Genomic DNA, 14,637 nt, shown 5'->3' on the forward strand with positions numbered 1-14,637 from the left:
GCCTCACGCTCCCTTGCGTCGCGGACCATCGAGTCGGTACACCTTCTGTGCCGTGCGGCCGAGCACGGCGGCCTGTTCGTCCGCGCCGAGTTCGGCCACCAGCTCGGCCGTGACCTCCCACATCGGCTGGTAGCCGCCGTGCGGCAGGGTCATCGGCCAGTCGCCGCCGTAGAGCAGGCGGTCGGGCCCGAACGCCTCCAGCGCCGTCTCCCACGCCGGCCGCAGGGCGTCGACCGTCACCTCCACACCCGGCGCGTGCAGGCCGGACACCTTGGCCACGGTGTTGGGTCTGCGTGCCAGTTCGGTGACGAGCTCGCGCCACCGCGCGAACGCGATGGGATCGGTGGAGCCTGCGGGCGGCTTGCCGAGGTGGTCGAGCACGATGCGCAGGTCGCCCACGGCGTCGGCGAGCTCCACCGTCGCGGACAGGTGCCGGGGCCAGGCGTCGGGGACGTCGAAGGGCAGTCCGCGTTCGGCCAGCGACTTCAGCGAGGTACGTACCTCGGGCAGGGCGAGGAAGTCGTCCCTCGGGTCGTCGTGCACCAGGTGGCGGACCCCCGTGAACGCCGGGTGCTCGCACAGCCGGTCGAGCTGCTCGCGGGCACGGCCCGGCTCGTCCAGCCGGACCCAGCCGACCACGCCGACGATCCACGGATGCGCGTCGGCCTGCGCGAGCATGAACTCGGTGTCCCGTTCGGAGTCCTCCGCCTGTACGAGCACGGCGTGCTCGACGCCGGCGGCGTCCAGTTCGGCGCGGGCCCGCTCCGCCGTCATGGTGGCGTGCAGGGGGCTGTCCTCGGGAATCCAGCCGTAGGAGCTGACGGAGAGGTCCCAGAGATGCAGGTGAGCGTCGACCGTGCGAACTCCCGAGGGGCGGGACGACGAATGCGGCACCATCGGCACTGTCGGCACTGTCATAGCCGTGTCAGTCCTTTGTCTCGCAGGGCCTTCCACAGCCCGTCGGGAACCGGGGCTGCCATGCGGTCGGCGTTGTCTCGGATCTGGGCGGGGGTGGCCGAACCGGCCACGACTGTACGCACAGAGGGCTCGGTGAGGGAATAGCGGAGTGCCGCGGTCGGCAGGTCCACCCCGAACTCGGCGCACACCGCCGCGATGGCGCGGGCTCTGGCCAGTACCTCCGTCGGTACGGGCCCGTACTCGTACCGGCCGCTCTCGTCGGGCTCGGACGTGGTGAGCACCCCGGAGTTGAACACGGCGGCGCTCACCACGCCGATGCCGCGGGCACGGCACTCGGGCAGCACGGCCTCGGCCGCCGACTGGTCGAGCAGTGTGAGGCGGCCCGCCACCATCAGCAGGTCGGGCACGCCTGTGCGGGCGGAGGCCAGCAGCGCCGGGGTCGACTTCGAGCCCACGCCCACGGCGGAGACCACGCCCTCGTCCCGCAGCGTGGCGAGCGCGTCGAGCCCGGAGCTGAGCGCGGTGTCCAGTGCGCCGGGAGCGCCTTCCTCGGGGTCGTGCAGGTACAGCACGTCCACGGAGTCGAGTCCCAGCCGGTTCAGGGAGTCCTCCAGGCCACGGCGCACGCCGTCGGCGGAGAAGTCCCACACCCGCCTGTGGTCGGCGGGGACGACGAAGTCGTGTGCGGTGTCGAGTTCCCCGGTGTCGGGCACGGGCTCCAGCAGCCTGCCGACCTTGGTGGAGACCACGAACTCGTCACGCGGCTTGGTGGCGAGGAACGCGCCGAGCCTGCGTTCGGACAGCCCGAGCCCGTAGTGCGGGGCGGTGTCGAAGTACCGGACGCCGCGCTCCCAGGCCGTCTCCAGGACGGCCCAGGCCTGCTCGTCGGTCATGCGCTCGTACAGGTTGCCGAGGTTGGCGGCCCCGAGCGACAGCGGAGGAAACTCCAGCGTCGGTCGCTCAGCCATGCTCGTACTCCCGCAGCGACGCCGGGAACATCTCGGTGCTCGCACCCGGGGTGGTGGGAGCGACGTAGCGTCCGCCGCGCACGACGACGGGGTCGACGAAGTGCTCGTGCAGGTGGTCGACGAACTCGATGACCCGGCCCTCGGTGCTGCCGGACACCGCCACGTAGTCGAACATCGCGAGGTGCTGGACGGCCTCGCACAGGCCCACGCCACCGGCGTGCGGGCACACGGGCACGCCGAACTTCGCCGCCAGCAGCAGGATCGCGATGTTCTCGTTCACGCCGGCCACGCGGGTGGCGTCGAGCTGCAGCACCCGGATCGCGTCGGCCTGCAGGAACTGTTTGAACAGCACCCGGTTGGCGATGTGCTCGCCGCTGGCCACCGGCACCGGTGCCACGGCCTTGGCGATCGCGGCGTGGGCGAGCAGGTCGTCCGGGCTGGTCGGCTCCTCGATCCACGCGATGTCGAACCGCTCCAGCGCCTTGACCCACGTGACCGCCTCGGAGACGTCCCACCGCTGGTTGGCGTCGACCGCGATGCGCACGTCCGGGCCGCACACCTCCCGGGCGATCCTCAACCTGCGGATGTCGTCGTCGAGGTCCGCGCCGACCTTCAGCTTGATCTGGGTGAAGCCGTCGTCGACGGCCTCGCGGCACAGTCGCTTCAGCTTGTCGTCGTCGTAGCCGAGCCAGCCGGGCGTGGTGGTGTAGGCGGGGTAGCCGTGTTCGAGCAGCGTGCGCTCCCGCTCCGCGCGGCCGCTCTCGGCGGCCCGCAGCAGTTCGAGAGCCTCGTCGCGGGTGAGGGCGTCGGTGAGGTAGCGGAAGTCCACCAGGTCGACGAGTTCCTCGGGGCTCATCGACGCGAGCAACTGCCACAGCGGCTTGCCCTCGCGCTTGGCCCTGAGGTCCCACAGCGCGTTGACCACCGCACCGATGGCCATGTGCATGACGCCCTTCTCGGGGCCGAGCCAGCGTAGCTGCGAGTCGTGCACCAGTTCGCGCCACATGCCGCCGAGGTCGGCGAGGGTGGCGTCGACGTCGCGCCCGACCAGGTGCGCCTCCAGCGTGCGCAGCGCGGCCACCTGAACGTCGTTGCCCCTGCCGATGGTGAACACGAAGCCGTGACCCGACAGACCGTCCTCGGCGTCGGTGACCACCCGCACGTAGCTCGCCGAATAGTCCGGGTCGGGGTTCATCGCGTCCGAGCCGTCCAGCGTCTGGGACGTCGGAAAGCGCACGTCGTGGGTGTGCAGGGCCAGAATGCGCGCCACGGAGCTACCGCCTTCGTTGGTGTGAGTCACTGCGGCGAAACGATAGACATCCGATGTATCGCGGGTCAAGACTTTCTTTCTCCGCGCGCACGCGTCAATATGGAGGCCGAACCGGGACAAAGACCCGATCATTGAGGAGTGCACACGTGAAGTTCGCCCGCCTCGGCCCCGCCGGTGCCGAGACGCCCGTCGTGCTCGACGGCGACACCGCATACGACCTCAGTGCCGTCACCTCCGATGTGGACGGCGAATTCCTCGGCTCCGGGGGCGTCGAGCGCGCCGCCGAGGCGCTGGCGGCGGGACGGCTGCCCGTCCTGGACGGCCACACCGACGCCCGCGTCGGCTCGCCGATCGCCCGACCGAGCGCGGTGATCTGCGTGGGCATGAACTACGCCGCCCACGCCGCCGAGTCGGGCTCGCCGCCTCCGGAGACGCCCATTCTCTTCCTCAAGACTCCCAACACCGTCGCCGGCCCCCACGACGAGGTCACGATCCCGCCGGGCAGCGAGCGCACCGACTGGGAGGTCGAGCTCGGAGTGGTGATCGGCAAGCGGGCCTCCTACCTGGATTCGCCCGACCAGGCGCGCGAGCACATCGCCGGGTTCGTCGTCGCCAACGACCTCTCGGAACGGCAGTACCAGCTCGTCGACTCCGGCGGCCAGTGGAGCAAGGGCAAGTGCGCGCCGGGATTCAGCCCCGTGGGGCCGTGGCTCGTGACGGCCGACGAGGTGACCCACACCGACCTGCGGCTGCGGAGCTGGGTCAACGGCGAACCGAGGCAGGACTCCACCACCGCCGACATGATCTTCGGTGTGGACTTCCTCGTGTGGCACATCAGCCAGTACCTGGCTCTGGAGCCCGGTGACCTCGTGCTGACGGGAACGCCCGAGGGCGTCGCGCTGTCCGGCCGGTTCCCGTACCTCGCCGACGGCGACGTGGTGGAGCTGGAGATCGAGGGGCTGGGCAGGCAGCGGCAGACGTACCGGGCGGCGAGGAGCCGAGCATGACGAAGGCGGAGTTCGAGGGACTGCGGGCGATCGTCACGGGCGGTGCGTCCGGTATCGGCGCGGCGGTCGTGGCCGCGCTGCGCGACCGTGGCGCGCGGGTGGCGGCGCTCGACCTCAGGGAGAGCCCGGACAGCACCGACGGCGACGTGGTGTCCGTGTCGGCCGACGTCGCTGACGACGCCTCGGTGCGGCGCGCCGTCACCGACGTCGTCGAGCGGTTCGGCGGACTGGACATCCTCGTCAACAACGCGGGAATCGGCGCGCAGGGCACGGTCGAGGACAACGACGACGACGAGTGGCGCCGCGTGTTCGAGGTCAACGTGTTCGGCATGGTCCGCGTCAGCCGGGCCGCCCTGCCGCACCTGCGGCGGTCGTCGTCGGCGACGATCGTGAACGTCGCCTCCATCGCGGCGACCGCGGGCCTGCCGCAGCGTGCCCTCTACAGCGCCACGAAGGGCGCGGTCGCGGCACTGACCCGCGCCATGGCCGCCGACCACCTGGCCGAGGGCGTACGCGTGAACGCCGTCAACCCGGGCACGGCCGACACGCCGTGGGTCGGGCGGCTGCTCGCCGTGGCCGACGACCCGACGGCCGAACGCGCGGCACTGGAGGCACGGCAGCCGCACGGTCGCCTGGTGTCGCCCGAGGAGATCGCCCACGCGGTGGCCTACCTCGCGAGCCCGCTGTCGGGTTCGACCAACGGCGTGTGCCTCGCCGTCGACGGCGGTATGCAGGACCTGCGCCTGCGCAAGTGACGTCGTGGTGGTGCGGTGGGAGTGGACCCCGCCGCACCACCACGATCCCAGGCGTGGGAAGCCCTAGTCCGCGGTTCCCCGGTGGAAGCGGACGTGGAGTTCCCGCACGTCCTCGACCAGCTCCGGTACGGGGCCCTCGACCACGACACCGGGAGCGACCTCGGCGACCGGCAGGGTCCGGACCGGCGGAGCGGGCACACCCAACTCGGTGAGCCAGGTCGACAACTGCGCGGACGAGGCGACGTAGACGATCCGGCCGAGCCCCACCCACGCGTGCGCGGCCGCGCACATCGGGCAGTGTTCACCCGAGGTGTAGACGGTGGCGCGTCGCCGCTGGTCGACGGACATGGCGGTCGTCGAGAAGCGGGCCAGCTCGAACTCGGGGTGCCGGGTCCGGTCGCCACCCGCGACCCGGTTGCGGTCCTCCGCGCGCACGACACCGTCGCCGTCGACCAGCACCGAACCGAACGGCTCGTCGCCCGCGGCCAGCGCCTCGGCGGCGAGCTCCACGCATCGACGCAGGTAGGGCAGTTCCCGGTCCTCGATCACGGTTCCATCCTCTCACCGACACTCACAGCGGTCCCAGGACGGCTCGGGGATCGGCGTCGAGCGCGAGCGTGTCGAGCACCGCCAGCAGTTGGCGTTCCTCGTAGCGGAAGTGGTTCTCCATGATCGCTTCGATTCCCTCGAGGTGCCGGTCGAGTTCGGTGTGGGAAGCGTTTCGCTCCAGCGCCGCCTGCAATCCGGTGAGCAGGTGGGCGATCATCGAGTGGTCCTGCTCCAGTCGCCGCAGGGTCTCGCGCAGCTCCGGGTGGGCCTCGGCGATGGCGGGGAACAACTCGCGGTCCTCGCCCTCGTGGTGTCCTGTCAGCGCGGTACAGAAGCCGTGGCAGAACAACAACAGTTCCCGGGTGAGCGGCTCAGCCGCCTCCCCAGTGTTTCCACTGTTCCCGTGGTTTCCGCTGTCTCCGCTGTCTCCGCTGTCTCCACTGTCTTCACTGCCGAGCGCGTCCCTGGTCAATCGCAGGGCTTCGCGCAGCCGCTTGTGGACGGCGTGCAGTTCGCGGCTCCAGGCGACGAGCCTGGCCTTCTCGCCCTCAGTCACGTGAGGGCGAAGGAAACGACGTGGTCATCGTCGTGCTCCTTCAACTCCGGCGCCTCCATGCCTGACACGGTCTGCCACCGACACGCGACGCTGGCGAGAAGGTATCACAGGACCGGGGTGTCCTGGCCCGTTTCTTCCTCGACCAGTGTCTGGCGCAGCCACTGCTCGACGCCCGCGATGTGGACGGTCGCCCACGACCGCGCCACCTCCGGCTGTCGCTCGGCCAGTGCCTGCTGGATGGCCCTGTGCTCGGCGACCGTGCGTGCCACGGCGGCGTCCTGCGTGATGCCGCGCCAGGTGCGCGCCCGCTGGGTGCGCCCGGAAACACTGTCCACAAAGGAACACAGCACCTGGTTGCCCGAGCCGGCCGCGATGCGGTGGTGGAACTCCAGGTCGTTCGCGACGAGTTCCTCCACGGTGGGGTTGGTGCCGAGCGAGTCGAGCAGCGTGCCCAGTTCGGCGATCTCGGACTGCGGCATGCTCAACGCCGCCATGGCGGTGGCCGCGGGTTCGAGGATGCGTCGCACCTCCAGGAACTGCAGCACGGTGTCGTCGCGGTGGAAGTCGACCACGAAACCCATCGCGTCCATCAGCAGTGCGGGTTCGAGACTGGTGACGTACGTGCCGTCACCCTGCCTCACGTCGAGCACGTGGATGAGCGACAGCGCCCGTACGGCCTCTCGCAGGGAGTTCCGGGACAGTCCGAGTCGCTCGGCGAGGTCGGCCTCCCTCGGCAGGCGGTCGCCGGGCCGCAGTTCCCCGTCGACGATCATCTGTTTGATCGCCTCGATGGCGCTGTCGGTGACGGACATGGTGGTGGGTCACTCCTCGCGTTCGGTGCTGTCCTGGGGTCCGCGCCCACGTTGCTCGGCCAGGCTCCACAACAGCGGAATGCCGTCGTCGGTACCCGAGTAGTCGTCGGCCTTGTCGTGCAGCGGCCCGACGGTGGCCTGCCAGCGGATGTTGGCCGGGTGCTCCCGCAGCGCGTCGCGCATGGCGTGGTAGTCCTCGACGTCGATCAGGTGGAACAGGTGCTGCCCGTCGCGCCAGATGCGCCAGTCCCGGACGCCGTTCTCCGCGAGTGCCGCGGCGACGTCGGCGGGGATCGTCTCGTGGACCGCCTCGTAGTCGGCCTCTCTACCGGGTTTGAGCACGGTGTGCAGGGCGATCTGCGGCATGTGCCGGTCACTGCTCCCTTCCGGACGCGGTTACCGACACGATACATCCGATCTTTTCGTGGTGTTGAAAACCGGTCGACCGCTGGAAGTGGCCATCGGTACCGTCCGAGCATGTCCGCTCCGCCCGACACCGTGACAGTCGTCCTGCGGTTGCTCGACCGCCACCGTCCCGCCGACGGCACCGAACGCGCCGACGTCGCGCGTGTCCGTGCGTTGCTGGACGAGGCCGCCGATCCCTGGGACCGGACCAGGCCGCTCCACCTGACGGCGTCGGCGTTCGTCGTGCATCCGGAGACCGGCCGGGTGCTGCTGCGCTGGCATCCCCGGCAGAACACCTGGCTGCACGTCGGAGGACACGGCGACGCGGGTGAGGCCGACCCCGTGGCGGTCGCGCTGCGCGAGGCCCGCGAGGAGACCGCGCTCATCGACCTCAGGCCTTACACCTCCGATCTCCTCCACGTGGCGGTGGTGCCGGTCGCCACCTCGCCGGCGGAGGTCGCCGTGGAGCATGCCGACCTTCGGTTCGTGTTCGTCACGGACCGGCCGGACGACGTCCGCCCGGAACGACCCGACGCACCCCTGAGATGGGCGAGTCCGCGCGAGGCGCGGGAGCTGACGGACGAGGACAACGTGCGCCGATCGCTGCGGCACGTCGAGGCGGCGTTGCGTGTCACGACCCCACGAGAGCGGCACGGCATCGGCTGATCGCGTGCGCGGCCCTGGCCCGCCACGAGGGGTCGGCTTGGGAGCCCAGCAGGCTCACACTCGCGACGAAGTGCCCCAGCGCGGTCCTGACGTCACCCCGACGACGGTGGGCCTCCCCGAGGGAGTACGCGGTCAGCGCCTCGCCCTGCACGTCGCCCGCTTCGCCGAACATCGCCCGGCACTGCTCCAGCAACGCCATCGCGGTGTCGATCTCGCCGAGCGCGGCCCGCGCCTCCCCGAGCCTGCGCAGGGTGATGCGCTCGCCCTTGCGCCAGCCGAGTTCCCTGCTCAGCCGCAGGCTCTCCTCGTAGTAGGGGAGGGAACGCCGCGGTGAGCCGGACTCGAACCACGCGATGCCGAGCACCCTCAGGAAGGCCGCTTCGTGGACACCGCAGCGCGCCTCCGGAAGGGACAGCGCGCGAAGGCACAGGGTCACGGCGTCGGCGTGCCTGCCGCGTTGCAGCAGGCCCCCGGCGCGGACCAGCCACGCCTGCAAGAGGCCGTGGGCGTCACCGTGTGCGTCGAAAGTCGCCGCCGCCTCGTCGGACAGCGCACCGGCCACGTCGAGGGCGCCGCTCATCACCTCGCAGGCGGCCAGTCCCGTCAGCGCGTACGCGGCGGCGTGATCCTCGCCGTGTAGCCGGAGGGAATCGAGCAGTGCCCGGTACTCCTTCCCCGCCACGCCGACGTGTCCCCGGTCGATCTCGACGTCCGCCCGCACCAGTCGCAGGCGGGCCTCGGCGTGGGGGTCGGTACCGCTCACCTTGTCCACGAGCGTCCCGAGCACCCTCACGGCGTCGTCGTGGAAGCCGTCGTTCACCAGGTGCGGGGTGAAGTCGCAGGCGAGGTCCACCGCCGTGCCGAGCGCGCTGGGAGCCACGGCTTCGATCAACGACAGCAGGGTCGCCCGCTCGGCCGACGACCAGAGACGGTCGTCGAGGCAGGGCTCACTACGCGGCGGATGGTGGGGTAGGGGAGGAGCGAAGGGCAGCGGTAGCTGGCGGGAGGCCGCCACGACTCGGGCGTGTGCCCGGGCCGCCAGCCGGAGCAGCCCCGTCCGGTCTTCCCGGTTGTCCGGGTCGTGCGCCGCGTCGGCGTGCTCCTGGGCGTACGACCTGAGCAGAGCGTGCATGCGGTAACGCAACTGCCCCGCGCCGTCGCGCTCGTACGCGGTCACCAGGCCCGCGTCGACGAGTGCCTCCATGGCTCGGTCGGCGCGCTGCGGGCAGGCGGACCCGGTCAGTGACGCGGTGAAGGCCCACGGCGCGAGCGACTCGGCGCCGGTGAGCCCGAACAGCCGGAAGGCACGGCGGGCGTCATCGGGCAGAGCCGAGTAACCGGCAGAGAACGTGCTTCGCACGTCGAGCGAACCCACTCGTAACTCGTCGAGACGTGACCGCGCGCCGCGCAACCGCCGGGACAGCTCGGAAAGCGGCCAGCCGGGACGGGTGGCGAGCCGAGCGGCGACGACCCGGATCGCGAGCGGCAGGTACCCGCAGGAGGACAGCAACTCCTCCGCCGATCGCGGCTCGCTGTCCACCCGTTCACGGCCGACGAACCTGGCGAGCAGGGCCTTGGCGAAGTCCGGGTCCGGAAGGTCGACGTTGACGGCGGTGGTGCCCGGCAGCGCGGCCAGCGGGGTTCGCGACGTCACGAGCACGGCCGTGGACGAGGTTCCCGGCAGCAGCGGTGCTATCTGTTCCTCGTCGGCCGCGTCGTCCAGCACCACCAGGACGCGCCGGTCGGCCATCCTCGCGCGGTACATCGCCGCGCGTTCTGCCACCGAGGCCGGAATGACGGCTCCGTCCACGCCGAGCAGCCGCAGGAGTTCGCCGAGCAGGTCAGCGGGCGTCCTGGGGTCGTGTTCGCCACCACGCAACCGTACGAAGAGCTGGCCGTCGGGGTACTCCGGGCGGGCCAGGTGCGCCGCGCGCACGGCGACGGTGGTTTTGCCGACCCCCGGTGGGCCGCTCATCACCACGATGGACGGTGCCGAGCCCTTCCGGCGCAACGCGGCGTGGATGTCGGTCAGTTCCCGCTCTCGCCCGACGAAGTCCGCGATGTCCGGTGGGAGCTGGCATCCGGGTCCCGACGGTGACGGCTCGGCCGGACGCCACGTCCGCACCTCGGCCGGGCCCAGGGCCCGGAAGGTCGTGGGCTCCTCGTCGTGGAGGATCGCCAGGTGCAGGTCGCGTAGTTCGGGACCGGGTTCGACGCCGAGCTCGTCCACCAGCGTGGTGCGGGCTCTCGCGTAGACCTGGAGCGCCTCGGCGCGGCGACCCGAGTGGTGCAGGGCGGTCATCAACTGACGCCACGACCTCTCTCGGAGCGGTTCCGCTTCCACGAGGACGGTCAACTCGCTGATCACCTCGTCGTGCAGGCCCAGGTGCAGCCGGACCTCGACCCACTCCGCCCTGGCGCTGCGGGCTCGTTCCTCCAGCTCCGCGATCCGTGGCAGCGCGGCGTCGGCCAGTGGCGCGTTCTCTGCCGGCCTTCCGCGCCACAGCGTGAAAGCCCGCCCGAACTCGGAGTGCGCCACATCGAGTTCGCCCGCGGTGACCGCGCGCCGTGCCGAGCGCACCGCGTCCTCGAACTCGACCAGGTCGAGTCGGTGGCCGTCGAGCGGGATGCGGTAGGCCCGACCTTCGGGGGCGATGTCGACCGAGGCACGGCGCAACTGCGAGACGTAGGTCTGCACGTTGGCGACGGCCGATTTCGGTGGTTCGTCCCACAGCCACGCGACGATCCGCTCCCGCGGCACGGCGACGTCCGGATGGAGCAGCAGAGTGCTCACAACGGCGGATCGCTTGCCTCGTAACGGGACGGGACGACCGTCGAGTGAGGCGCGCACCGGCCCGAGGACCGCGAAGTCCATCTCGGTCACCTCCACGTGTACCGCTGTTGTGGCGACTCTATGGCGGATTTCGAGCGCTGCCCACAAAGCTGATGACACCCAGCCGGTTCACGGAGGAAGGAGGGTGACATGACCATCGAGGTTCGCAAGGTCGAGTCCGTCAAGGCGACGGGCTTCGAGGTCTGATCCACCTCGCGGTGGGGCGGGAGGTGCTCCTTTCCGCCCCACCCGGTTCCACCGACGGGAGACACGATGCGCGTAAAGCTGAAGGACTGCGCGTGGGAACGCCTCGGCGACGATCTCATCCTGGTGCACGACCCTCGGGAGGCGCTCACCCTCACGGACCCCGACGGCACCGTGCGGGCGCTCCTGGAGGCGTTGTCCGCCGCACCCGCCACGGCGGAGGAACTGGCCGCGCGGTTGCGTGATCGTGGCCTTGACCTCACAGCGGAGGACGTACGTGACGGGTTGAAGGGGCTCGACTCACTCGGACTCGTGGAGAAGGCCGACGAACAGTGGCTCGGCGACCCCCGTCTCGACGAGCGGCACTTCTCGAACCTGACCTTCTTCGGCACCTACTCCTCGCTGGAGCGTTCGCGGGCTGACTTCGTCCGGAGGCTGCGGGATGCGCACGTGCTCGTGCTCGGGGTCGGTGGTGGAGGATCGTCCCTGGTCCAGTGCCTCGCGGGGTACGGGGTCGGCAGGCTCACCCTGGTGGACCGTGATGACGTCGCGCCCCGCAACTTCGCCCGCCAGTTCCTCTACCGGCACGCCGACATCGGCCGGTCGAAGGTGGACCGCGCCGCGGAGTGGGTGCGCGACTACGACCCCGACATCGAGGTGCGCACGGTCGACCGTTGGATCAGCGGCCCGGACGACCTCGCCGACCTGCTGGACGACGTCGACGTGGTCGCGGGCGGGCTCGACGGCGAGCACGACATCCACCTGGTGGTCAACGAGGCGGTGATGCGCGCCGGTGTCCCGCTGGTCTGCGGTGGTATGGGGCGCACCCAGGTGATGTACTGCTCCGTCGACCCGGGTGTCAGCCCGTGTCTGTTGTGCGACGAGTCCGACCAGCCGTCCCCCACCGAGCGAACCTCCGCGGGAGTCGCCCGCCGGCTTTCCCACGGTCTGGAACTCAACAACGCGTTGATCGCTCCCATCGCCATGCAGGTGGGGTCTCTCATCGCGTTGGAGGCGCTGCGGTACCTGACGGGATTCGAAGCACCGAGAGCCGCGGGCACGCGAGTCACATTGGACCTGCGCACGGGGCTGACGACCGAGACCGTGCCGTTCCCGCGCGACCCGGACTGCCGGGCGTGCGCGCTCGCGCCGGAGCGGCGATGAGCGCACCGAGCGAGAGCCGGGTGCGGCTGCGCCCGCTCAGCGTGGTGTCCGACGGCGACGAAGTCGTCGTCGGCGACCCCGAGTCGGGCACGTTCGTCACGATCCCACCCGTGGGCGGTGTCGTCGTGAGAGCGCTGCAACGGGGCGCGGGGCAGCGTGAGGCCGCCGAGGAGGCGGAGGCGTTCGCTGGAGAGCCGGTGGACGTCGCCGCGTTCGTGGAGGTGCTGCGCGAACTCGGATTCGTCGACGACGGCTCGGGCGAGCCACGGGAGGCCGAGCGAACGGCGGCCATCCAGAACAAGCGGTGGCTCGCCGGGCTGAGCCCCCGGGTGGCCGCGCCGTTCTTCGGCCGGGCCGCCTGGACGGTCTACGGCGTGTTGGCGTTGTTCTGCGTGGGCACCTTCCTCACCGTGCCCGGACTGTGGCCGTCGCCGGGTGAGGACGCCTTCCTGACGGGCGACATCGGATCGAGCGCGTTGTTGCTGGTGCCGTTCGCGTTGCTGTCGATGGCGTTGCACGAGGGCGGCCACTGGCTCGCGGCGAGAGCGATCGGTATCAACGCCCGGTTCGGTGTGGACCGCCGGTCGGTGCTCCTCGTGTTCGAGACCGACCTGACACAGGTGTGGACGGTGCCACGCCGGAGGCGGTACGTGCCCCTGCTCGGTGGCCTCGCCGTCGACGTCGTCGTGCTGAGCCTGCTGCTGGGGGCGCGGTTGCTCGTCCACACGGGTGTGTGGACGCCGCCCGGGGTCGTCGACGCCACACTCGCCGTCTGGGTGTACGTGAAGCTGGCTGGCCTGCTGTGGCAGTGCATGGTGTTCCTGCGCAGTGACCTCTACGCGGTGCTGGTGAACGCGCTGGGCTGCCGGAACCTCTGGCGGGTCAAGACACTGTTGCTGCGGCGGGCGTTCGGACGGCTCACCGCCGAACAGCGGGCCGAACTCGCCGGCGCGGCGCCGGCGGACGTCCGGGCCGGGCTGTGGTTCCGCTGGGTGTGGCTGGCCGGTTCGGCCGGGGTCCTCGCGTGGTTCGCGGTGTTCGCGTTGCCACCGATCGTCACGGTGGTGGACTGGGCGGCGGACATGCTCGCGGGAGGACCGCTGTCGGGCCGGTTCTGGTACGGGGCGCTGTGCGCGGGACTGCTGTTGCTGCCGCAGGTTCTCGTCGTCGTGGTGGCGGTCAAGCAGGTGCTTCGGAGACGTGCCGAACGCCGCGCGGAGGCGAGTCGATGACGTCTCACTCCCCGTCGCCGAGCCGGGTGAGGACCACGGGCCCGTCCTCGGTGATCGCGACCGTGTGCTCCGAGTGCGCCGTGCGCGAGCCGTCGGCCGAGCGGATGGTCCAGCCGTCGGGGTCCATGACGATCCGGGCGCTGCCCGCGGTGAACCACGGTTCCAGCGCGAGTGTCATCCCCGGACGCAGCAGCAGTCCCCGGCCGGGACGGCCCCGGTTGGGCACGTGCGGGTCCTCGTGCATGGTGCGGCCCAATCCGTGTCCGCCGAACTCGGTGTTGACCCCGTAGCCGTGGGCCGCCGCCACCGCTCCGATGGCCGCCGAGACGTCACCGAGCCGGTTGCCCGGCCGTGCCGCCTCGATGCCCGCGGCCAGTGCCTCCTCGGTGGCGCGCACGAGCCGGACGTCCGCCTCGGCGGGGGTGCCCACGACGACGGTGACGGCGGCGTCGGCCACCCACCCGTCGATCGCGACGGCCAGGTCCATGCTGAGGACGTCGCCGTCGCGCAGAACGTAGTCGTGGGGCAGGCCGTGCAGCACGGCGTCGTTGACGGACAGGCAGACGGTGTTGCGGAACGGGCCGCGACCGAACGACGGCGCGTAGTCCCAGTAGCAGGACTCGGCGCCGCGGTCGCGGATCAACGTCCGGGTGTGGTGTTCGAGGTCCAGCAGGTTCACGCCGACGGCGGCCTTGGCCCGCAGCTCGGCGAGCACCTGGGCGACGAACGCCCCGGTGGTGCGCATCCGCTCGATCTCGGCGGGGGACTTCAACTCGATCATGTGACGCTCCTTGAATGGTATAAAAATACCGGCGCGTCGCAGAGTAGCACTTGTCGGTATTTGTATACCGACCCTACCCTGGTCGCATGGTGCGTCTGCCGCTCACACCCGAGCAGGTCCAGGCCGGGGCCCGCCTCGGAGCGTTGTTGCGCGAACTCCGGCGCGACCGCGGTCTCGACGAGGTCGCCCGTGGGGCCGGTATGTCCCCGGAGACCCTGCGCAAGATCGAGACGGGGCGGCTGCCGAGTCCGGCGTTCGGCACGGTCGTGCGGCTGGCGGACGCCCTCGGCGTGTCCGTGGAGGAACTGGCCGACGTCTGGCGCGGCGGGGGAGCGTTCGAGGTCGCGTCCTGACCGGGCTCTCGCCGCGCCGTCGGGGCGAGCGGGGTGGCGTCCGTGCCCGCCAGGATTGGCACGCCTGCCTCGTGCAGCACCCGTGCGGCGCCCACCGCTGTGGCGCCGCACTCGGGAACCTCGCTCCCGATGTGGCACTGTGGATGGACGGAGGCAAGGGCCCG

The 14,637-nt window shown here is 70.9% G+C and carries 15 protein-coding genes; 6 read left to right on the forward strand and 9 right to left on the reverse strand.

All coding sequences use genetic code 11. The annotated features are described in order from the left end of the window. Positions 1–3 precede the first annotated feature (3 nt). The 3 genes from SACCYDRAFT_RS06680 to SACCYDRAFT_RS06690 are packed head-to-tail and all read right to left on the reverse strand — an operon-like array spanning position 4 to position 3,156. Positions 4–918 carry an amidohydrolase family protein gene (locus SACCYDRAFT_RS06680; protein ID WP_005454738.1) on the reverse strand — a complete coding sequence of 305 codons (915 nt, stop codon included), beginning with the start codon at positions 916–918 and terminating at the stop codon, positions 4–6. Further along, positions 915–1,886, reverse strand: a complete 972-nt coding sequence (locus tag SACCYDRAFT_RS06685) for an aldo/keto reductase (protein ID WP_005454739.1) — start codon at positions 1,884–1,886, stop codon at positions 915–917. The genes SACCYDRAFT_RS06680 and SACCYDRAFT_RS06685 overlap by 4 nt, the downstream gene beginning before the upstream one ends. Continuing rightward, positions 1,879–3,156, reverse strand: a complete 1,278-nt coding sequence (locus SACCYDRAFT_RS06690; protein ID WP_005454740.1) for an enolase C-terminal domain-like protein — start codon at positions 3,154–3,156, stop codon at positions 1,879–1,881. Before SACCYDRAFT_RS06690 ends, SACCYDRAFT_RS06685 begins: the two co-directional genes overlap by 8 nt. Positions 3,157–3,302: 146 nt before the next feature. Between SACCYDRAFT_RS06690 and SACCYDRAFT_RS06695 the strand changes: the two genes are divergently transcribed. Both SACCYDRAFT_RS06695 and SACCYDRAFT_RS06700 read left to right on the forward strand, forming a co-directional pair. Beyond that, positions 3,303–4,163 (forward strand): fumarylacetoacetate hydrolase family protein, encoded by an 861-nt coding sequence (locus SACCYDRAFT_RS06695; RefSeq protein WP_005454742.1) that lies wholly within the window; start codon positions 3,303–3,305, stop codon positions 4,161–4,163. Then, the gene (locus tag SACCYDRAFT_RS06700; protein WP_005454743.1) at positions 4,160–4,918 is read left to right on the forward strand and encodes an SDR family NAD(P)-dependent oxidoreductase; all 759 of its coding nucleotides are present in this window, start codon (positions 4,160–4,162) and stop codon (positions 4,916–4,918) included. Before SACCYDRAFT_RS06695 ends, SACCYDRAFT_RS06700 begins: the two co-directional genes overlap by 4 nt. A 63-nt stretch (positions 4,919–4,981) precedes the next feature. On the opposite strand, the gene SACCYDRAFT_RS06705 is transcribed toward SACCYDRAFT_RS06700, so the two are convergent. From SACCYDRAFT_RS06705 to SACCYDRAFT_RS06720, 4 genes are all read right to left on the reverse strand, one after another. Next, positions 4,982–5,467, reverse strand: coding sequence for a deaminase (locus SACCYDRAFT_RS06705; protein ID WP_005454744.1), 486 nt, complete (start codon positions 5,465–5,467; stop codon positions 4,982–4,984). A 22-nt stretch (positions 5,468–5,489) separates the two neighbouring features. Beyond that, a complete protein-coding gene (locus SACCYDRAFT_RS06710; RefSeq protein WP_005454745.1) occupies positions 5,490–6,023 on the reverse strand; it encodes a hemerythrin domain-containing protein in 534 nt (177 codons plus the stop codon). A gap of 104 nt (positions 6,024–6,127) precedes the next feature. Next, on the reverse strand, positions 6,128–6,835 hold the full coding sequence (locus tag SACCYDRAFT_RS06715) for a FadR/GntR family transcriptional regulator (RefSeq protein ID WP_005454747.1): 708 nt from the start codon (positions 6,833–6,835) through the stop codon (positions 6,128–6,130). A 9-nt stretch (positions 6,836–6,844) separates the two neighbouring features. Further along, the gene (locus SACCYDRAFT_RS06720) at positions 6,845–7,201 is read right to left on the reverse strand and encodes an L-rhamnose mutarotase (RefSeq protein WP_005454749.1); all 357 of its coding nucleotides are present in this window, start codon (positions 7,199–7,201) and stop codon (positions 6,845–6,847) included. 111 nt (positions 7,202–7,312) lie between these two features. On the opposite strand from SACCYDRAFT_RS06720, the gene SACCYDRAFT_RS06725 reads away from it, so the two are divergent. Beyond that, on the forward strand, positions 7,313–7,906 hold the full coding sequence (locus SACCYDRAFT_RS06725) for an NUDIX hydrolase (protein ID WP_005454751.1): 594 nt from the start codon (positions 7,313–7,315) through the stop codon (positions 7,904–7,906). Here the strand turns inward: SACCYDRAFT_RS06725 and SACCYDRAFT_RS06730 are convergent. Beyond that, positions 7,872–10,781 carry an AfsR/SARP family transcriptional regulator gene (locus SACCYDRAFT_RS06730; protein ID WP_005454752.1) on the reverse strand — a complete coding sequence of 970 codons (2,910 nt, stop codon included), beginning with the start codon at positions 10,779–10,781 and terminating at the stop codon, positions 7,872–7,874. The two genes, SACCYDRAFT_RS06725 and SACCYDRAFT_RS06730, sit on opposite strands and share 35 nt — an antisense overlap. Positions 10,782–11,012: 231 nt before the next feature. Between SACCYDRAFT_RS06730 and SACCYDRAFT_RS06735 the strand changes: the two genes are divergently transcribed. Together SACCYDRAFT_RS06735 and SACCYDRAFT_RS06740 are read left to right on the forward strand one after the other, a co-directional pair. Beyond that, positions 11,013–12,107, forward strand: a complete 1,095-nt coding sequence (locus SACCYDRAFT_RS06735) for a HesA/MoeB/ThiF family protein (protein ID WP_005454753.1) — start codon at positions 11,013–11,015, stop codon at positions 12,105–12,107. Further along, entirely contained in the window at positions 12,104–13,339 is a 1,236-nt protein-coding gene (locus SACCYDRAFT_RS06740) for a hypothetical protein (RefSeq protein ID WP_005454754.1), read from the forward strand. Before SACCYDRAFT_RS06735 ends, SACCYDRAFT_RS06740 begins: the two co-directional genes overlap by 4 nt. 4 nt (positions 13,340–13,343) lie before the next feature. On the opposite strand, the gene map is transcribed toward SACCYDRAFT_RS06740, so the two are convergent. Continuing rightward, a complete protein-coding gene (map, locus tag SACCYDRAFT_RS06745) occupies positions 13,344–14,120 on the reverse strand; it encodes a type I methionyl aminopeptidase (protein WP_005454755.1) in 777 nt (258 codons plus the stop codon). A gap of 86 nt (positions 14,121–14,206) precedes the next feature. Here map and SACCYDRAFT_RS06750 point away from each other — a divergent pair, with 86 nt between their 5' ends. Next, positions 14,207–14,473, forward strand: a complete 267-nt coding sequence (locus SACCYDRAFT_RS06750; protein ID WP_005454757.1) for a helix-turn-helix domain-containing protein — start codon at positions 14,207–14,209, stop codon at positions 14,471–14,473. Positions 14,474–14,637: the final 164 nt, after the last annotated feature.

It is taken from the genome of Saccharomonospora cyanea NA-134 (assembly GCF_000244975.1).
Lineage (GTDB): Bacteria > Actinomycetota > Actinomycetes > Mycobacteriales > Pseudonocardiaceae > Saccharomonospora > Saccharomonospora cyanea.

What these genes read in the sequence shown, in the direction of transcription:
- SACCYDRAFT_RS06730 (WP_005454752.1), bottom strand. Translation starts at nt 10,781, where the DNA reads ATGGACTTCGCGGTCCTCGGGCCGGTGCGCGCCTCACTCGACGGTCGT.
- SACCYDRAFT_RS06720 (WP_005454749.1), bottom strand. Translation starts at nt 7,201, where the DNA reads ATGCCGCAGATCGCCCTGCACACCGTGCTCAAACCCGGTAGAGAGGCC.
- SACCYDRAFT_RS06680 (WP_005454738.1), bottom strand. Translation starts at nt 918, where the DNA reads ATGACAGTGCCGACAGTGCCGATGGTGCCGCATTCGTCGTCCCGCCCC.
- SACCYDRAFT_RS06685 (WP_005454739.1), bottom strand. Translation starts at nt 1,886, where the DNA reads ATGGCTGAGCGACCGACGCTGGAGTTTCCTCCGCTGTCGCTCGGGGCC.
- SACCYDRAFT_RS06740 (WP_005454754.1), top strand. Translation starts at nt 12,104, where the DNA reads ATGAGCGCACCGAGCGAGAGCCGGGTGCGGCTGCGCCCGCTCAGCGTG.
- SACCYDRAFT_RS06735 (WP_005454753.1), top strand. Translation starts at nt 11,013, where the DNA reads ATGCGCGTAAAGCTGAAGGACTGCGCGTGGGAACGCCTCGGCGACGAT.
- map (WP_005454755.1), bottom strand. Translation starts at nt 14,120, where the DNA reads ATGATCGAGTTGAAGTCCCCCGCCGAGATCGAGCGGATGCGCACCACC.
- SACCYDRAFT_RS06700 (WP_005454743.1), top strand. Translation starts at nt 4,160, where the DNA reads ATGACGAAGGCGGAGTTCGAGGGACTGCGGGCGATCGTCACGGGCGGT.
- SACCYDRAFT_RS06725 (WP_005454751.1), top strand. Translation starts at nt 7,313, where the DNA reads ATGTCCGCTCCGCCCGACACCGTGACAGTCGTCCTGCGGTTGCTCGAC.
- SACCYDRAFT_RS06750 (WP_005454757.1), top strand. Translation starts at nt 14,207, where the DNA reads ATGGTGCGTCTGCCGCTCACACCCGAGCAGGTCCAGGCCGGGGCCCGC.
- SACCYDRAFT_RS06715 (WP_005454747.1), bottom strand. Translation starts at nt 6,835, where the DNA reads ATGTCCGTCACCGACAGCGCCATCGAGGCGATCAAACAGATGATCGTC.